At 72.7% G+C, this 16,027-nt stretch carries 19 protein-coding genes; 10 read left to right on the top strand and 9 right to left on the bottom strand.

Translation table 11 applies throughout. The features are described from left to right. Positions 1 to 34 precede the first annotated feature (34 nt). Entirely contained in the window at positions 35 to 1,129 is a 1,095-nt protein-coding gene (locus ACZ32T_RS02785) for a serpin family protein (protein WP_467365006.1), read from the bottom strand. Positions 1,130 to 1,194: 65 nt separating this feature from the next. Here ACZ32T_RS02785 and ACZ32T_RS02790 point away from each other — a divergent pair, with 65 nt between their 5' ends. Further along, the gene (locus ACZ32T_RS02790) at positions 1,195 to 1,671 is read left to right on the top strand and encodes a GNAT family N-acetyltransferase (RefSeq protein WP_467263467.1); all 477 of its coding nucleotides are present in this window, start codon (positions 1,195 to 1,197) and stop codon (positions 1,669 to 1,671) included. 33 nt (positions 1,672 to 1,704) lie between these two features. Here the strand turns inward: ACZ32T_RS02790 and ACZ32T_RS02795 are convergent, their stop codons facing one another. Beyond that, positions 1,705 to 3,756: an MDR family MFS transporter gene (locus tag ACZ32T_RS02795; protein ID WP_467263469.1), complete on the bottom strand. Its 2,052-nt coding sequence runs from the start codon at positions 3,754 to 3,756 to the stop codon at positions 1,705 to 1,707. A gap of 132 nt (positions 3,757 to 3,888) precedes the next feature. Here ACZ32T_RS02795 and ACZ32T_RS02800 point away from each other — a divergent pair, with 132 nt between their 5' ends. Both ACZ32T_RS02800 and ACZ32T_RS02805 read left to right on the top strand, forming a co-directional pair. After that, positions 3,889 to 4,854 carry a peptidoglycan-binding domain-containing protein gene (locus tag ACZ32T_RS02800; RefSeq protein WP_467365007.1) on the top strand — a complete coding sequence of 322 codons (966 nt, stop codon included), beginning with the start codon at positions 3,889 to 3,891 and terminating at the stop codon, positions 4,852 to 4,854. A 199-nt stretch (positions 4,855 to 5,053) separates the two neighbouring features. Continuing rightward, a complete protein-coding gene (locus ACZ32T_RS02805; protein ID WP_467263472.1) occupies positions 5,054 to 5,719 on the top strand; it encodes an HAD-IA family hydrolase in 666 nt (221 codons plus the stop codon). 61 nt (positions 5,720 to 5,780) lie between these two features. Here the strand turns inward: ACZ32T_RS02805 and ACZ32T_RS02810 are convergent, their stop codons facing one another. After that, complete coding sequence (locus ACZ32T_RS02810) at positions 5,781 to 6,515, bottom strand: ABC transporter permease (protein ID WP_467263473.1); 735 nt, start codon at positions 6,513 to 6,515, stop codon at positions 5,781 to 5,783. Positions 6,516 to 6,725: 210 nt separating this feature from the next. On the opposite strand from ACZ32T_RS02810, the gene ACZ32T_RS02815 reads away from it, so the two are divergent. The 4 genes from ACZ32T_RS02815 to ACZ32T_RS02830 all read left to right on the top strand — a co-directional run bounded on the left by ACZ32T_RS02815 (position 6,726) and on the right by ACZ32T_RS02830 (position 10,560). Then, positions 6,726 to 7,370 (top strand): HNH endonuclease family protein, encoded by a 645-nt coding sequence (locus tag ACZ32T_RS02815; protein ID WP_467263475.1) that lies wholly within the window; start codon positions 6,726 to 6,728, stop codon positions 7,368 to 7,370. Between the two features lie 90 nt (positions 7,371 to 7,460). Next, positions 7,461 to 9,137: an alkaline phosphatase D family protein gene (locus tag ACZ32T_RS02820; RefSeq protein ID WP_467263477.1), complete on the top strand. Its 1,677-nt coding sequence runs from the start codon at positions 7,461 to 7,463 to the stop codon at positions 9,135 to 9,137. Positions 9,138 to 9,249: 112 nt separating this feature from the next. Beyond that, a complete protein-coding gene (locus ACZ32T_RS02825) occupies positions 9,250 to 9,696 on the top strand; it encodes a DoxX family protein (RefSeq protein WP_467263479.1) in 447 nt (148 codons plus the stop codon). 204 nt (positions 9,697 to 9,900) lie between these two features. After that, on the top strand, positions 9,901 to 10,560 hold the full coding sequence (locus ACZ32T_RS02830; protein ID WP_467365008.1) for a DedA family protein: 660 nt from the start codon (positions 9,901 to 9,903) through the stop codon (positions 10,558 to 10,560). A 15-nt stretch (positions 10,561 to 10,575) separates the two neighbouring features. Here ACZ32T_RS02830 and ACZ32T_RS02835 read toward each other — a convergent pair whose 3' ends face one another. The 5 genes from ACZ32T_RS02835 to ACZ32T_RS02855 all read right to left on the bottom strand — a co-directional run bounded on the left by ACZ32T_RS02835 (position 10,576) and on the right by ACZ32T_RS02855 (position 13,357). Then, on the bottom strand, positions 10,576 to 10,797 hold the full coding sequence (locus ACZ32T_RS02835; RefSeq protein ID WP_104785181.1) for a DUF2277 domain-containing protein: 222 nt from the start codon (positions 10,795 to 10,797) through the stop codon (positions 10,576 to 10,578). A 42-nt stretch (positions 10,798 to 10,839) separates the two neighbouring features. Then, complete coding sequence (locus ACZ32T_RS02840; RefSeq protein ID WP_467365010.1) at positions 10,840 to 12,225, bottom strand: DUF1254 domain-containing protein; 1,386 nt, start codon at positions 12,223 to 12,225, stop codon at positions 10,840 to 10,842. Between the two features lies 1 nt (position 12,226). Then, positions 12,227 to 12,661 (bottom strand): DUF7144 family membrane protein, encoded by a 435-nt coding sequence (locus ACZ32T_RS02845; protein WP_467263485.1) that lies wholly within the window; start codon positions 12,659 to 12,661, stop codon positions 12,227 to 12,229. A 130-nt stretch (positions 12,662 to 12,791) separates the two neighbouring features. Next, complete coding sequence (locus ACZ32T_RS02850) at positions 12,792 to 13,136, bottom strand: DUF8108 domain-containing protein (protein WP_467263486.1); 345 nt, start codon at positions 13,134 to 13,136, stop codon at positions 12,792 to 12,794. A gap of 5 nt (positions 13,137 to 13,141) precedes the next feature. Then, on the bottom strand, positions 13,142 to 13,357 hold the full coding sequence (locus tag ACZ32T_RS02855) for a hypothetical protein (protein WP_467263487.1): 216 nt from the start codon (positions 13,355 to 13,357) through the stop codon (positions 13,142 to 13,144). A gap of 173 nt (positions 13,358 to 13,530) precedes the next feature. On the opposite strand from ACZ32T_RS02855, the gene ACZ32T_RS02860 reads away from it, so the two are divergent. Continuing rightward, positions 13,531 to 14,094, top strand: a complete 564-nt coding sequence (locus ACZ32T_RS02860) for a flavoprotein (RefSeq protein ID WP_467263489.1) — start codon at positions 13,531 to 13,533, stop codon at positions 14,092 to 14,094. A 55-nt stretch (positions 14,095 to 14,149) separates the two neighbouring features. After that, positions 14,150 to 14,695: an MOSC domain-containing protein gene (locus ACZ32T_RS02865; protein ID WP_467263491.1), complete on the top strand. Its 546-nt coding sequence runs from the start codon at positions 14,150 to 14,152 to the stop codon at positions 14,693 to 14,695. A gap of 12 nt (positions 14,696 to 14,707) precedes the next feature. Here the strand turns inward: ACZ32T_RS02865 and ACZ32T_RS02870 are convergent, their stop codons facing one another. After that, positions 14,708 to 15,184 (bottom strand): DUF6194 family protein, encoded by a 477-nt coding sequence (locus tag ACZ32T_RS02870; RefSeq protein ID WP_467365012.1) that lies wholly within the window; start codon positions 15,182 to 15,184, stop codon positions 14,708 to 14,710. A gap of 63 nt (positions 15,185 to 15,247) precedes the next feature. On the opposite strand from ACZ32T_RS02870, the gene ACZ32T_RS02875 reads away from it, so the two are divergent. Beyond that, on the top strand, positions 15,248 to 15,973 hold the full coding sequence (locus ACZ32T_RS02875; protein ID WP_467365014.1) for a MerR family transcriptional regulator: 726 nt from the start codon (positions 15,248 to 15,250) through the stop codon (positions 15,971 to 15,973). The last annotated feature ends 54 nt before the right edge of the window (positions 15,974 to 16,027 follow it).

The raw sequence follows: 16,027 nt of genomic DNA on the forward strand, positions 1-16,027 counted from the left end.
CGATTCCGGCTGGGCCGGAGGTCCACGGCCCGGGTCAGCCCTCGTACTGGGGGATGTCCGCCTGCCAGCCCGCGAAGAGGGGAACGTCCGAGGAGCCGTCCAGGACGACGATCCCGAAGGGCCGGTCGAAGGCGATGTGCCGCACCGTCCGCGGTGCGGCGCCGGCGCCCCGTGGCGCCACGACCGTGACCGCCGCGGCCTCGACGCCCTTCTCGGCGATCTTCACCACCGCTTCCTGGACGACGTCCGAGATGTGGAGGGGCACGGGCGACAGGCCGGAGAAGTCCGCCGCGGCGGCGTCGGTCGCGAGGCGCACGCCGAGCGCCGGCAGCTGAGCGGTGATTCCGATCCTTGTCCGCAGGGTGAAGCGCGGCAGGGCCCAGGTCACCGCGTCCGCGTCCACCGGGTCCCGCGCCTTCTCGGGCGCCCACGCCAGGGGCAGGACCCGGTCGGCGCCCTCACCCGGCCCCCCGAGGACGAACCTGACCCGTGCGGGCGCCGCACCACCCCGCTCCGCGCGGCAGCGCAGCTCGACGACGTACGCGCCCGATGTGGTCCACGCGTCCCCGCGCAGGACCGGGGCGTGCATCGTCGGCACGGGCGCGCTCGTGCCCGTCGCGTCGGTGAAGGGCACGTCACGGGTGCCGGACACGCGGAACGGCAGCTCCCACAACGCCTCCAGGGCCAGCACGTTGACCAGGACGAGCGCGGTCCCACCGTCGATGTCCAGCGGGAGCCGCTCGATCAGGCCGCCCGTCAGCTCGCGGACCCACGCGTCGATCTCCGCGGCGTCGACCGGCCCGAACCCGACGTCGGGCAGCGACGCTTCGTACTCCGGGTGGAGCGGCACGCTGTTCCACACCCGGGTCGCCACATTCAGCGCCTCGGTGCGCTCCCAGTCCCGCGCCGCCTCCGTCACCACGGCCGCGGCCTCGTGGTCCGCCACGCCGAGCAGGATGCGCAGCTCGACGGCCGTCTCCGTACGCGCGCCCGCGGCGACGGCCGTCAGGGCCAGCCACAGTCCGGCGGGCGAGCACACGAAGCCGCCCCCGCCGGGCCGCGCCAGCTCCCGTATCCACTGCTCCCCGAGCCGCTGGACGGCTGCCGTCCTGGTAGTGGTGTCCCGCATGTTCGCTGCCTCCTGCGCGTAGTCAAGGGTTCGTCATCCCGTCTCACCCTGGACAGAATGTACGAATGACGTGGACCGTGACCCCCGAACACTTCGGCAGCCCCGAGGCGACCCTGCTGCGGCGGGACTACTACGACGAGGTGGCGAGCCGTTACTGGGGCCGTCCGGCGACCACGGCGGAGATCGACGACGGGCTGCGGGACGACGGCGTCGACCGGCTGGCCCCGCCCACCGGGGAATTCCTGGTGGGCCGGTACGAGGGCAAGCCGGCGAGCTGCGCGGGCCTGCGGCTGGTGGACCCGGCGACGGCGGAGCTGACCCGGGTGTACGTCAGGCCCGCCTTCCGCTCGACGGGCGGTGGCGGCCTGCTGCTCGCGGGTATCGAGAGCGCCGCGCGGGCGTACGGGGTGCGGCGGATCCGGCTCGACACCCGCGACGACCTGGTGGAGGCACGCGGGCTGTACGCGAAGCACGGTTACGCGCAGGTCCCGGCGTTCAACCGGGGCCCCTACGCGGAGCACTGGCTCGCCAAGGAGCTCTGAGCCACTCCGCGCGGCGCCTGTCCGGGCGGGCCGTCAGCCCACCCAGTGGTCGCGGCGCGGTTCGGGCATGTGCGGCCGTTCCCTGCGGGACCCGCTCACCTCGGACGACAGTTCCGTCACCAGCCGGATCAGGTCGGTGGGCCGTTCCGGGCCCCACCAGTCGCCCAGGAGCTCGGCCAGGGACTCCTCGCGTGCCTGAGAGAGCTTGACCACGGCCTCCGCGCCCTTCTCGGTGAGCACCAGCTGCATGCCCTCGCGCCGGGCGTAGCCGTTCCCCTCCACCTGGCGGGCGGCCGAGGTGATCACCCTCAGCGGCACGGGCGCGACCTCGGCCAGCCGGCCCGGCTCGACGGTGCCGTGGCGTTTGATGCGCAGCAGCAGCCAGCTGGCGGCGGGCTGGAGGTCGTATCCGGCCTTCTCGGTGATCTTCTCGTAGATCTCCCGGCGCCCCTCACGGGTGGCGAGCACCGACAGGGCGCGGGCGCATTCGTCGTACGAGGAGCGCTGGACCGGGTTGGAGGCCAGGGTCTCGCTGGTGTCGGGCGCGGTCACCGATCCGCGCAGGGGCTCCTCCTTGAGGAACCAGGCGAAGACGAACGCGACGAGGACGACGGGGGCGGCGTAGAGGAAGACGTCGGTGATCGCCGTCGAGTAGGCGCTCAGCACCGAGGGGCGCAGATCGGCCGGGAGCCGGCCGATGGCCCGGGGGTCGGCGGCCAGTGCCCCGGCGTCGACACCGGGCGGCAGGGAACGGCCGCTGAGCGCCTCCTCCAGTTTGCCGGAGAGCCGGTTGGTGAAGATGGTGCCGAACACGGCCACGCCGAAGGACGCTCCGATGGAGCGGAAGAAGGTGGCCCCCGAGGTGGCGACGCCGAGGTCCTCGTAGCCGACGGAGTTCTGCACGATCAGCACGAGCACCTGCATGACGAGGCCGAGCCCGGCGCCGAAGACGAAGAAGCAGAGACTCATCGTCCAGGTGGAACTGTTCTCGGAGAGGGTGTGGAGCAGCAGCAGGCCGACCACGGTGAGGGCGGTGCCGGCGATCGGGAAGACCTTCCAGCGGCCTGTGCGGCTGACGATCTGACCGGAGCCGGTCGAGGTGATCAGCAGCCCGAGGACCATGGGCAGCATGTGCACACCGGACATGGTCGGGGTGATGCCGTGGACGACCTGGAGGAACGTCGGCAGGTAGGTCATGGCGCCGAACATGGCGAAGCCGATGACGAAGCTGATGACGGCGACGAGGGTGAAGGTCCGTTTCCGGAAGAGCTTCAGCGGCAGCACCGGTTCGGCCGCCCGGCGCTCGGCGGCGACGAACGCGACGAGCAGCACCACCGCGAGGAGTGCGAGGACGATGATCTGCGGGGACGCCCAGGCCCAGGTGGTTCCGCCGAGCGAGGCGACGAGGACCAGGCAGGTGGCGACGGAGGCGATGAGGAAGGTGCCCAGGTAGTCGATGGTGTGCTTGGTGCGGCGGACCGGGATGTGGAGGGCACCGGCGATGACGAGCAGCGCGATGACGCCGATGGGCAGGTTGATGTAGAAGACCCAGCGCCAGCTGAGGTGCTCGGTGAAGAAGCCGCCGAGCAGCGGGCCCAGCACACTGGTCACCCCGAACACCGCTCCGAACAGACCCTGGTACTTGCCTCGCTCACGGGGGGTGACGATGTCGCCGACGATGGCCATCGAAAGCACCATCAGCCCGCCGCCGCCGAGCCCCTGGAGGGCGCGGAAGCCGATCAGCTGCGGCATGTTCTGGGCCATGCCGCAGAGCGCGGAGCCCACGAGGAAGATGACGATGGCGGTCTGGAAGAGCTTCTTGCGCCCGTACTGGTCGCCGAGCTTGCCCCAGAGGGGGGTCGCCGCGGTCGCCGCCAGCATGTAGGCGGTCACCACCCATGACAGGTGGTCCAGGCCGCCCAGTTCGCTGACGATCGTGGGCAGGGCGGTGGACACGATGGTCTGATCGAGTGCGGCGAGCAGCATGCCGAGGAGCAGTGCGCCGATGGACACCAGGACGTTCCGCCGGGACCGCCCCCCGCCTTCCGCCAGGGGTGGCGGGCTCAACTGCTGGGCCATGAGCATCTCCTCGGGTCCGCTTCCCCCTATCCTGGCCGTTCTGTGCCGTTATGGCCTGCCGAGCAGTGGTACGGGCGTTGGGCTTCCCCGTGGGGGGCTGCATAATCGCAGGCAGTTCGATGGGGAGGGGAACCCACAATGACCGGACATGTGTGCCCGGAGTGCGGTGGCGAGCAGAGCGCGAGACCTGGGGCGGGGTGCGCCTGCGGAGCCCGTGCGGCCGAGCGGAACGCCCGGTCGGCCGAGATCGCGGCGGCCGAGGACTTCGACCCGCTGCGGATCCGGCCGTATGTGACGCTGAGCAGCGACGACACCCGGGACCCCGGCACCCCGGCGGCGGAGACGACGATGCCGCTGTTCCTGGACGGCGTGGGGGACGGGACGCCTGGGGGTGGGGCCTCGTCGGGCGCGCCGCCCGGGGCGGTCGCCCCGGACGAGACCCGTCGGCGTACGGCCGCCGCCTACGCGGGCGGCGGCCCCGACCCGGTGCAACCGCGCCGCCGGCGGCCGTTCGCCGTTGCCGCCGTGGGGGCGGCGGTGGTCGCGGTGGTGGGCACGGCCGCTTTCGCGAGCGGGCTGTTCGACGACGAGGACCGCCGGGACACGGCGCTGCCCGAGGTCACGACGAGCGCGCCGGCCGTGAGCGACGAGCCGGCCGCGTCGGTGTCGGAGTCCCCGTCCGCGTCCCCCTCGGCCACGCCGTCCGGGTCTGCGTCGGCCTCACCCTCGGCGTCCGCCTCGCCGTCGGGGAGCCCGTCGCCGTCGCGTTCGGCCACCGCTTCGACGTCACCGTCGCCCTCCGTGTCCGCGACGAAGGCGCCCGCCCCCACCACGGCCGCGGCGCCGCCGCCCGCCGAGGAGGCGTCCGGCGGCACGCTGCGGCGCGGTGACCGCGGCGCGGAGGTCACCGAGCTCCAGCGGCGGCTGCAGGAGATCTGGGTCTACCGGGGGCCGGACGACGGCGACTACTCGGAGCGGGTGGAGGACGCCGTCGCCGAGTTCCAGAGGTGGGCGTCGGTCGAGGGCGACCCGTCGGGCGTCTACGGCCCGGAGACCCGCCGCGCCCTGGAGGAGCGTACGAGCGGCGACGGGCGCCGGTCCTGAGCGGGCCCTCTTCCCCGCGGGGAGTCGTTTCGGCGCGCGATTGGCATTTCGGCGCAGGTTTTTGTATCGTGATGGAACAAAGTAGCCTCCGCTCGTTCTCCCTGACCGGCGGGCGGGGCTACTTGTTTTCCTCACCGCACCACACCGCAGTCTTCTTCACCGCAGCTACGAGCTGTCCCCCGCGCTCTGGAGCATGCCGATGCCGGCCACCGTCCTCGAAGCCCGCGCCCTCCTGCTGGACATGGACGGCACCCTTGTGAACTCCGACGCGGTGGTGGAGCGCTGCTGGCGCCGCTGGGCGATCGCACAGGGACTCGACCCCGAGGCGGCGCTCAAGGTGGTCCACGGCCGGCAGGGTTACGCCACGATGGCCGCCCTGCTGCCGGACCGCCCCATGGAGCAGAACTACGCGGAGAACCGCATCATGCTCGCCGAGGAGACCGCCGACACGGACGGCGTGGTGCCCATCGGCGGCGCCACCGCCTTCATGGAGTCGATCGCCGGCCTCCCCCACGCACTGGTGACCTCCGCCGACGAGGCGCTCGCCCAGGCCCGGATGACGGCCGCGGCCCTGCCGGTGCCGGAGACCCGCGTGACCGCCGAGATGGTCGGCGCCAGCAAGCCCGACCCCGAGGGCTTCCTCAAGGGCGCGGCCGAGCTGGGCTTCGACCCGGCGGACTGCATCGTGTTCGAGGACTCCGAGGCCGGCATCGCGGCGGGCCGTGCCGCCGGCATGCGCGTCGTGGGCGTCGGCCCGCGGGCGGCGGCGCTCTCCCCCGACGCCCATGTCGAGGACCTGACGCGACTCCGGGTGGAGGCGGGCACGGACGGCTCGATCCGCCTGCACATCGACGACGCCTCGTAGCCCCGCACCCCTCGAGGACGGCCCCGCTCGGCACACAGCCCCGAGCGGGGCCGTCCTCGTCTCACTCCCGGTGCAGCACCCCCCGGGCGACGAGCTCCAGGACCAGCGCGACGGCGACCGTCTGCACCGCCATCAGCGCCACCAGGACGAACAGCTGAACGGCGCCCGCCTCCACAGGTGAGGCGCCGCCCAGCAGCATGCCCACGAAGGCCCCGGGCAGGGTGACGAGCCCCACGGTCCGGGTCTGGTCCAGCCCCGGCAGCAGGGCGTCCGAAGCGGCGGGGCGGGCGATCTCCAGCCGGGCGTCCCGGTCGGTCAGCCCGAGCGCCATCCCCGCCTCCACCTCCCCGCGCCGTACCCCCAGCTCGTCCAGCGCGCGCCGCCCGCCGAGCACGGTCGCGGTGAGCGCGCCCCCGACGAGGATGCCGGTGACCGGGATCAGGACGATGCCCCGCGCCGGAAGGATCCCGGCGAGCAGCAGCGCCGTCACGACCGGTACGACGCCCGCCGCGATCGGCACGGCGGCCCACCACCAGGTGCGGTTACGGGTGACCCGCCGGCCCGCGGTGCGCACCGCGACAGCGAACATCAGCGCCAGGAACCCGAGCAGGGGTCCCAGGGAGCGCACCACCCAGCCGATGAGCAGGGAGACGACGGCCAGCTGGACCGCGGCCCGGAGCCCGGCGACGGCGATCTCGCGCGACCTGCCCAGCGAGGCCCACGCGGCGGTGGCGACGGCGCACACCAGGAGCACGGCGAGCGCGACACCGAGGGCGGGACCGACCGGAAGCAGCACGCCGCAACCCTAAGGGCTGCCGCCCCGTCAACCCGCTTACTCGAACAGCCTTCGGACGGGACGTCAGACCGACCGTCCTACCCCTTGATGTGACGTGCGCATGTCGTCACTCTGTTACCTGGCGACCACCCCACCGAAATCCGGCACCGCCACGATGGTCCGGCTCGACAGGTCGCCTGCTCAACATCCCCCCACATCAAGGGAGTTCAGATGTCCGGTATCTACGCGCGTCGCATAGCCGTCGTCGCGGCCTCGGCCGCTCTCGCCGCCACCACCGGGCTGCTCACGGCCCCGACCGCCCAGGCCGCCATGCCCACCCCGGTCAGCGCCTCGACCGCCCGTACGTATCTGAGTCAGCTCACCGTCTCCACCGAGGGCTCCTCGTCCGGCTACAGCCGCGACAAGTTCCCGCACTGGATCACCCAGTCGGGAGCGTGCAACACCCGCGAAGTCGTGCTGAAGCGTGACGGCACCGGCGTCGTCCAGGACTCCTCCTGCGCCGCGACGAGCGGCAGTTGGTACTCGGAGTACGACGGCGCCACCTGGACCGCCGCGTCCGACCTGGACATCGACCACATGGTTCCCCTCGCCGAGGCCTGGCGTTCCGGGGCCGCCGGCTGGACCAACGCGGAACGCCAGTCCTTCGCCAACGACCTGTCCCGCCCGCAGCTCATCGCGGTCACCGACAACGTCAACCAGTCCAAGAGCGACCAGGACCCGGGTGAGTGGCTTCCGTCACGCACCACCTACCGCTGCACCTACGCCCGTGCCTGGGTACACGTGAAGCACTACTACGACCTCACCGTCGACTCCACCGAGAAGAGCGCCCTGCAGTCCGTCCTGAACGGCTGCTGACCTCCCGCCCCCCGGCGGAACCAACCCGCCCTCCTCCGTCGTTCCGTACCCTACGGATCCATCGACGACGGCGACGCGAGGAGGGCACACATGGCCGGGCTACGCCTGGGACCGCTGCTGAGGTACGTCGACTGGGAGTCCGGCTCCCGGGCGACGGTCTGGGTGGAGGCGACCAGGCCCTGCACGGCGGAGGTCCGCTGCGCGGACGGGGCGGGCGGGGCCTCCCCCACCTTCGCCGTCCAGGGGCACCACTACGCCCTGGTGGTGGTGACCGGCCTGGCCCCCGGCTCGACCACCCCGTACGAGGTGCTGCTCGACGGCCACCGCGTGTGGCCGCCCGAGGACTCCCGTTTCCCGCCGAGCACCATCAGCACGCCCGCCGTGGACCGGCCGGACGACATGGATCCGGTCCGGGTCGCCTTCGGGTCCTGCCGCTGGGCGGCCCCGCCCGCCCACGGGCACGACGCCATCGGCCCCGACGCCCTCGACGCGCTGGCCACCCGTCTCGCGGCCGACCCCGGCGCCGTACGCCCTGACGTCCTCCTTCTCCTCGGGGACCAGGTGTACGCGGACGAGACCTCGCAGGCCACACAGAGACGGCTCGCCGCCCGCAGGGATCTCGACGAGGCCCCCGGCGCGGAGGTCGCCGACTACGAGGAGTACACCCACCTCTACGACGAGTCCTGGCGCGACCCGGACGTGCGATGGCTGCTCTCCACGGTGCCCAGCTGCATGATCTTCGACGACCACGACGTCATAGACGACTGGAACACCAGCGCCGCCTGGGTCCAGGACATGCGCCGCATTCCGTGGTGGCACGAGCGCATCGTCAGCGGGCTGATGTCGTACTGGGTCTACCAGCACCTCGGCAACCTCTCCCCCGACGCCCTGGAGGCCGACCCGGTCTACGCGGCCGTGCGCGCCGCCCCGGACGGGACCGAGACCCTGCGCGACCACGCGGCGGCGGCGGACGCCGATCCCACGCGGACCCGCTGGAGCTACCGGCGTGTTTTCGGACGAGTACGGCTGCTGATGGTCGACACCCGGGCGGCCCGGTCCCTCGACGAGGGGCAGCGGTCGATGCTCCGCGAGGAGGAGGAGCGGTGGCTGCGCGACGAGGTGCTCGCGGACCCCGGCGCGTACGACCATCTGCTGATCGGCACCTCGCTGCCGTGGCTGCTGCCGCCCCTCATACACGAGGCGGAGACATGGAACGCCGCGCTGTGCCGAGGGGACCGCGGCGAGCGCTGGGCGCGCCGCGGCGAGAAGGTGCGCCGGGCCGGTGACCTGGAGCATTGGGCCGCGTTCCCGGAGTCCTTCCGCCGTCTGTCGGAGCTGCTGAGGGAGGCGGGCAGCGGGCCGGACGCGCCCGCGACGGTATGCGTGCTCTCGGGCGATGTGCACCATGCGTACATCGCCGAGCCCCAGTGGTCCGGTTCCGCCCCGGACGGCACTCCCGCCGCTCGCGTCCTGCAACTGACCTGCTCTCCCGTCCACAACTCCATCCCGGCGTACGTGCGCGCCGGCTTCCGTTTCGGCTGGAGCCGGGTGGGCCGGTGGCTCGGGCGCGCGCTGGCGCTCCACGGGCGGACGGGAGGGCCGCCGATGCGCTGGCGCAAGACGGGCGGGCCGTGGTTCGGCAATCAGCTGATGACCCTCACCCTGCACGGCCGGAAAGCGGCACTGACATTGGTTCAGGCCAGAGCCAGGCCCACGGGGGCACAGCTCGAGACCGTTCTGGAGCGCTCGCTGACTTCGAACGAATGACCAATTTTCAGCCACTCGACAGAATGTTGAACTTGCAAGCAATAGTGAGGTCACCCTAACCTGATGGGCCTCGATCGGTTCACGTCCCCAGACCGAAGGAGCCCCACCCCCCATGTTCATACGCCTGAACCGGGCCCAGCCCTACGCCCTCGGCCTCTTCCGCATCGTCATCGGCTTTCTCTTCGCCTGCCACGGCGCCGCCTCGCTCTTCGGAGTCATGGGCGGCGACACCGTCCCCGCCGGCACCTGGCCGTTCTGGTACGCCGCGGTGATCCAGCTCGTCGGCGGCGCCCTGGTCGCGCTCGGCCTCGGCACCCGCGTCGCCGCGCTCGTCTCCTCCGGCTCCATGGCCTACGCGTACTTCAAGGTGCACCAGCCCGAGTCGCTGTTCCCCCTGCAGAACGGCGGTGAGGCCTCGGCCGTCTTCTGCTGGACCTTCCTGCTGCTCGTCTTCACCGGCCCCGGCGCGATCGCCCTGGACCGGCTGTTCTCCTCGCGCGGCGGCTCCGCGAGCGAGAGCGAGCCCGCCTACGAGAAGGCCCCGGCCGTCTCGGCCTGACTCCACGCTCCCCGCGCCCCGGCCCCCCTCCCCCGAGGGGGGCCGGGGTCGTACGTGACCTGCGCGACATCGGCCGTGGAGCCGGTGAATACCAGGTGAACCGGGTGAGCGGCAGGCGTACGCTGTACAGCTGGCCCTGCCGCTCCTGCCGCTCCCCTGCGACGTCGCGGCGTTGACACGGAACACGGGAACGGGGAGTAGAAAGTGCTCGAGAGTGTGGGTGCGCTGACCGGCAGCCCATGGATCTACGCGGTGGTCGCCCTCTCGGTTCTCCTGGACGTCTTCCTGCCCGTCCTCCCCAGCGGCGTCCTGGTGATCACCGCGGCCACCGCCGCGGCCGCGAGCACGACCACGGTCACCGCCGTGGCCGGTGAGGCCACCCGGCACGTGCCCTCGCTCCTCGTGCTGACCCTCTGCGCCGCCAGCGCCTCCGTCATCGGCGACCTCGTCGCCTACCGCCTCGCCTGGCGCGGTGGTGCACGCCTGGACCGTGCCATCGCCCGGTCCCGCCGCCTCACCTCCGCGCAGGACCGCCTCGGCGCGGCGCTCAGCCGCGGCGGAGGGGCGCTGGTCGTCGTCGCCCGCTTCGCCCCGGCCGGCCGCTCCGTGGTCTCCCTGGGCGCGGGCGCCGCTCACCGCAAGGTGAAGGAGTTCCTGCCCTGGTCGGCCGTGGCCGGAGTGGCCTGGGCGGTCTACAGCGTGGGCCTCGGCTACTTCGGCGGCCAGTGGCTGGGCGCGGGATGGCTGGGCACGGCCGTCTCGGTCCTCGCCCTGTTCCTGGCGGGCGCACTGGCGGCTGTCGTCGTCCGCCGCCCCGCGCACACCTCACCCGCACCCGTCGTGGGAGCCCCCGCCGGGAGCTGACGGGCCGCGCGTCACTCAGACCCGGGCCGCGCCCCGTATCTCCAGGCCGTCCAGCAGCCGCTGGGTGGCCTCGGTGATCTCCTCGACGGCGCGGTCGAAGACCTCCTGGTTGTGCGCGGCGGGCGCCCGGAAGCCCGAGACCTTGCGCACGTACTGCAGAGCGGCGGCTCTCATCTCCTCCTCGGTGGCCTCTTCGGGGATGGACGGGGGGCGAAGTGTCTTGATGCTGCGGCACATGTCTCCAGTGTGCGACGCGCCACTGACAACGCGCCTGACGGCTTACGGATCCGGCGCGTCCCCGAGCCGCCGGAGCGCGGGGACGACGTAACTCCCGTCGAGAACCGCCTGGTCGGGGAGGTGGAGCCTCAGCACCGGCAGGAAGGCGCCGGCAGGAAGCGGCAGCCAGTTCGCCGCGCCGGCCGCGTCCGCCGGCCGGTGCGCGGACAGGCGCAGCGTCAGCGACCCGTCGTCGCCGTGGACGAGCCCGGGCGTCCGGTCCCCGATCGCGTACCGGCCCGCGGCGTTCGTCACCAGGTGGCCCCCGGGGCTGTCGTACACGGTCAGCGACCAGAACGCCCCGACCGGCGGCGGCTGCGCGAGGTGCAGCACATAGCCGTGGGCGCCGTCGAGGGGGCGGCCCCGGGAGTCACGGGACGTGTGGGCGTACACCGCCTCGTACCCGTGGGGCAGCCAGCGTCCCCGCCGGGCAGCCACCGCCCTGACCAGGTACGACGCCTCCCGGTCGGGGATCTTCCACTCCGGTGAGCGGAGCGTGCCGACGCCGAGGTGGTCCAGGTTGTAGTCGCGCAGGTGCGGGACCATCCGCCAGGCACCCGGGGCGCCGTCGGCCGGGACGGTGTGCGGACGGGCCGTCTCCTCCACCCGCAGCCGTCCCAGCGCGAGCCCCCGCCGCAGCGCGCGTACGAGACCGGGCCCGGCCGACACGTACGGCGACAGCCCCTCCTCCAGGAGCCCCAGCGGCTGGAAGCGGTCCTGGTAGGCGCGATCGGCGGCGGCGGGCGGGAAGTCGGCCATCCAGACCCGGAGCTCCTCGAAGAACCGCAGCTCGCCCGGGACGCCGGACTCGGTCGCCGGGAGCCCGGTCCGGTGGGCACGGTCGCCCAGATGCGTGAGCGTGAGCTCCTGCTGGAGCGCCCTGACCCGGGGCATGTCCTCGGGCCCGTCGCAGGCGAGGCGGCCGAGGACGGAGACGACGGAGGTGGGCGCGTCGATCACCCCCGACACCACGTCGGGGACGGTGCCGGCCCAGCCGGGCGGCACGACCAGCCAGTCCCCCTCGTCCGTGCCGGTGGCGCGGGTGCCGAGATAGGTGAAGGCGTTGCCCCAGGCGTCGACGAACTGGAGGACGTAGTAGGCCCCGCCGGTGTCCGGGACGTGCAGCCTCACCGGCCCTCCGGAGAGGTCGAGCTGGGCGAGCGCGTCGACGAGGTCGGCCGGGGCGTACGGGGTGTGCGTGCCGGGCGTGGCGGGTCCGTCCGCGTGGGCGAAGTCGTTGAAGGGCGCGGGTGCCAACGTCCCGCAGCCCTCCTGGAGACAGGCCTGGACGGCCGACAGCTGACGGACGAGCGGGGATCCGTAGACGTACGCCTCGGCGGCCAGCGCCGTGACGGCGTCCGGCTCCAGGCCGCCTCGCCCCGGGTTCACGTCAGATGACCGGCTTCGCCCGGTGGGCGCACAGGGCCCAGATGACGAAGGTGTCGAGCGCGATGGAGATGATCGCCCACACCGGCTGGTACGGCAGCCAGATGAAGTTGGCGATCAGGTTCAGGGCCGCCAGCCCGATGCCCACGCCCCACGCCCAGGCCGCGCCCTTGAGGATGCTCCATCCGACGAGGGCCAGGACCACCCCGAGGACCAGGTGGATCCAGCCCCAGGCGGTGATGTCGAACTTGAACGTGTAGTTGCTGATGCGCGTGTACACGTCGTCGGAGGCGATGCCCGCGATCCCCTTGACGACGGCGAGGATGCCGTCGACGAGGAGCACGACCCCGGCGAACATCGCCCCGGTGGCCGCCCAGGGGCTGCCGGGAGCGGGGGCGGAGGGGCGTGAGGAGCCGGGGGCGGACGCTGACTGGGCCATGGGATTCCTCCACTCGACGGGCCGCACCGGATCACGGTGGGCAGATCCGACCCTGTGCGACGACCTCACCGGCCACGACCCGGACGCGCCCGTTGGGGTGACGGCCCGCCCCGCCGGTCCGCCGCCCCGATCAGGGCGCTCCCACGGTCACGACCTGCCCTCGCGCGTCGACGGTGAGCACCACCCGCTCGACCTTGTTGGTCAGTGCCAGGACCGCCCAGACGACGCCCCAGAGGCAGCACGAGAAGACCGTCAGGAAGGCGTGCAGCACATGGTCGACCGACTGGCCCCTGACCAGCACGGCCTGGCTTCCGGACCGCGACTCCACCCGCCATCCGGTGGCGACCCGGCGGCTCACCACCCAGTCCAGGATCAGGTCCCGCTGCGTGTCGTCGGGTGTGCCCGCGCTCGCCCCGTAGTAACCGGGGGGCGGTTCGAGTGACGCCTCGTGCCGGTGTGCACCTCGACGCTTCACGGGACTCACCTCCAGGTTTCGAGGTCTCCGCCCCGCCACTCGATCAACTCCGGCCGGTCCAGGTCGATCTCCTCGGCCCCCTGGGCGAGACCGGCCCGCCGGAGGAACGCGGCCACGTCACCACGCCCGTGCGCCAGCCCCACGATCTGCCCGCGCACGGTCACCCGTCGCCCACCGGTCGGTGAGGGCGGGTACACGATCACAGGCGGATGTCCGGACATGCCTCCACGGTCCCCCGTGCCTCGTCGCCTCGCATCCCGGAGCCGCCCCGGACCGCCCCATGCGCCAGGACCTCGGCCTCCCGGACTGGGACACTGGCGCACAAGCGGCCGCCGGGTACGCCTCTGCTGTACCGCCGGCCGGCAGGGCAGAGCGATGCAGGGCGGAGACAACGGTGACAGCAGGCAGCCGCGGGGTGCTGGGAGTCGTGGGCACGGCCACCGACGGAGTGGAGACGCTGCGCACCGGGCTGGTCGAGCCGGCCATCGCGCTGGGCTGGCAGGTGGCCGTGACGCTCACCCCGAACGCCGGTCGCTGGCTCAGGGCGAACGGTGAGTGGGACCGGCTGGAGTCGCTGACCGGCCTGCCGGTGCGGGACACGCCCCGCCTGCCCGCGGAGCCCCGCCCGCATCCGGTGGCGGACTGCTACGTCGTCGCACCCGCGAGCGCGAACTACGTCGCCAAGCTCGCGACGGGTGTCGCCGACAACCAGGCTCTGACGCAGGTGAGCGAGGCACTCGGCACGGCCGGCGTCCCGGTGGTGGTCTTCCCCCGGATCAACGCCGCGCACGCACGGCACCCGGCGTGGGAGGGCCACATCGCGACCCTGCGCGGGGCAGGCGTCGAGCTGGTGTACGGGGCGGACGTCTGGCCCCTGTACGAACCGCGGCAGGGCCCGGAGGTACGGGACCTGCCATGGGCGGCGATCCTGGGACGCCCGGCTGTGGGCCCGCGTTGACACCGGGCCTCCTTAGGATGGCCCGGAGCACACGGGCCGACGGGCGGGGTGGGACATGGCAGGCCGGGTCACAGCGGTGAGCAGCAACGGGACGTACTCCTTCAGCAAGCCCAACCGCCCCTCCGTCACCCTGCTCGCCGGCCTCGGCGTCGAGGGGGACGTCCACGCGGGCGAGACGATCCGCCACCAGTTCCGCATGACGTACGAGCCGGATCTGCCCAACCTGCGCCAGGTGCACCTGATGCACGAGGAGCTCTTCGACGAGCTCGCCCTCAAGGGTTACGCCGTCGCGGCGGGCCTGCTCGGCGAGAACATCACCACCCGCGATGTCGACCTGCTCGGGCTCCCGACGGGCACCCTGCTGCACCTCGGCGCGGAGGCGGTGGTGGAGCTGACGGGCCTGCGCAATCCGTGCGCGAAGATCAACGACTTCCGGCAGGGCCTGCTCGGAGAGATGTTCGCCATCGATCCGGTGTCGGGGGACTTCACCTTCAGGTCCGGCGTCATGGCCGTGGTCCGCCACGGCGGCCCGGTCCGCCCGTACGACGCGGTGGAGGTGGAGCTCCCGCCGGCCCCGCACCGCCCGCTGGAGCGCGTCTGAGGGGGATGGCTCCTACGAGTTCGGCGCCGACCCGGTCCGTCGCTCGTGTCGCGTACGTGCGAGGTGATGAGCTTCGCGCAGCAGCCGGCGCACCACCTCGTCGGTCCGCCTGCCCGGATTGACCACCGCGAGCCAGCCGGCGGACCCGTAGACCGGGTGCCCGATCACGGTGTCGGTGACGCTCGGGTCGCCCTCAGGGGCCGGCTCGCGCGGCGCGTGGCCGGTCCAGTGGCTGAACGCCTCCTTCCCGGCGGCGATGTTGACGCGGAAGGTGTCCGGGCGGTCCAGGCGCGACACCTCGTCGCCCGGGTAGTTCTTCGTCACGATCGTCACGAAGGGCTGGGTCGCTTCCGGCGCGACGCCGTCGGGCGCGTAGGTGAAGAACGTGTCCCCCCAGCTGATCTCGGGCGTTCCGTCGCCGGGTGCCGGCCTGACGGCCAGCACCCCGCCGAGGCCGGTCACGAAGTCGGTGATCTCGTCGATGGTCATGTGCTCAAGCGTTTCATTAAGGTGCTTGTGGAGGCTTTGGACGGGAATCCGGAGGAGCGGCGGGTGGCAACCCACAAGTCGTCGGACCTGCGCACGGTCGATGTCGCGCGGCGGGCGGGGTACTCCGTCCAGCAGATCCGCAACCTCGAACGCGACGGTGTCCTGCCGCCGACGACGCGTACGGCCTCGGGCTACCGGATCCATGGGGAGGCGCACGTCCGGTCGGCGCTGGCCTACCGGGCCCTCGCCGCCGCCACAGGCCCGGTCGAGGCCAAACGGATCATGCGTACCGTGCACACGCGCCCGGTCGGTGAGGCACTCGCGCTGCTCGACGCGGCCCACGCCCGGCTCGACCGGGAGCGTGCGGATCTGGGGCTCGCCAGGGAGGCCGTGACGGCGATCTCCGCCGAACCGATCGAGGACGTACGCACGTCGGACTCGATGGGCGTCTCGGAACTCGCCGCCGCCCTCGGAGTGCGCCCGTCCACCTTGCGGCACTGGGACGCGGAGGGCCTCGCCGTTCCGGAGCGTGTGCCCCCACGGGGGACGCGACGGTACTCACCCGCGCAGACCCGGGACGCCCGGATCGTTCACCAACTGCGCAGCGCCGGCTACCGGATCGAACCGCTGCGGGCCTTGATGCCGAGCCTGCGACGCGGGCCCGGCAGGGAGGAGGCCGAAGCCGCCCTGGCTGCCCGGGACGCGAGCATCGCGGCTCGCTCCCGCGCTCTTCTCGACGCCGCGGTGCCGATCCGCTCGGTGCTGACGGCTCGTCAGGACGCGGGCTGAGCCGTGTCACCACGGAGGGGCCGGCACCGTCCGGTGCCGGCCCCTCCGGGCGGT

Source organism: Streptomyces sp. NPDC023573 (genome assembly GCF_055559735.1).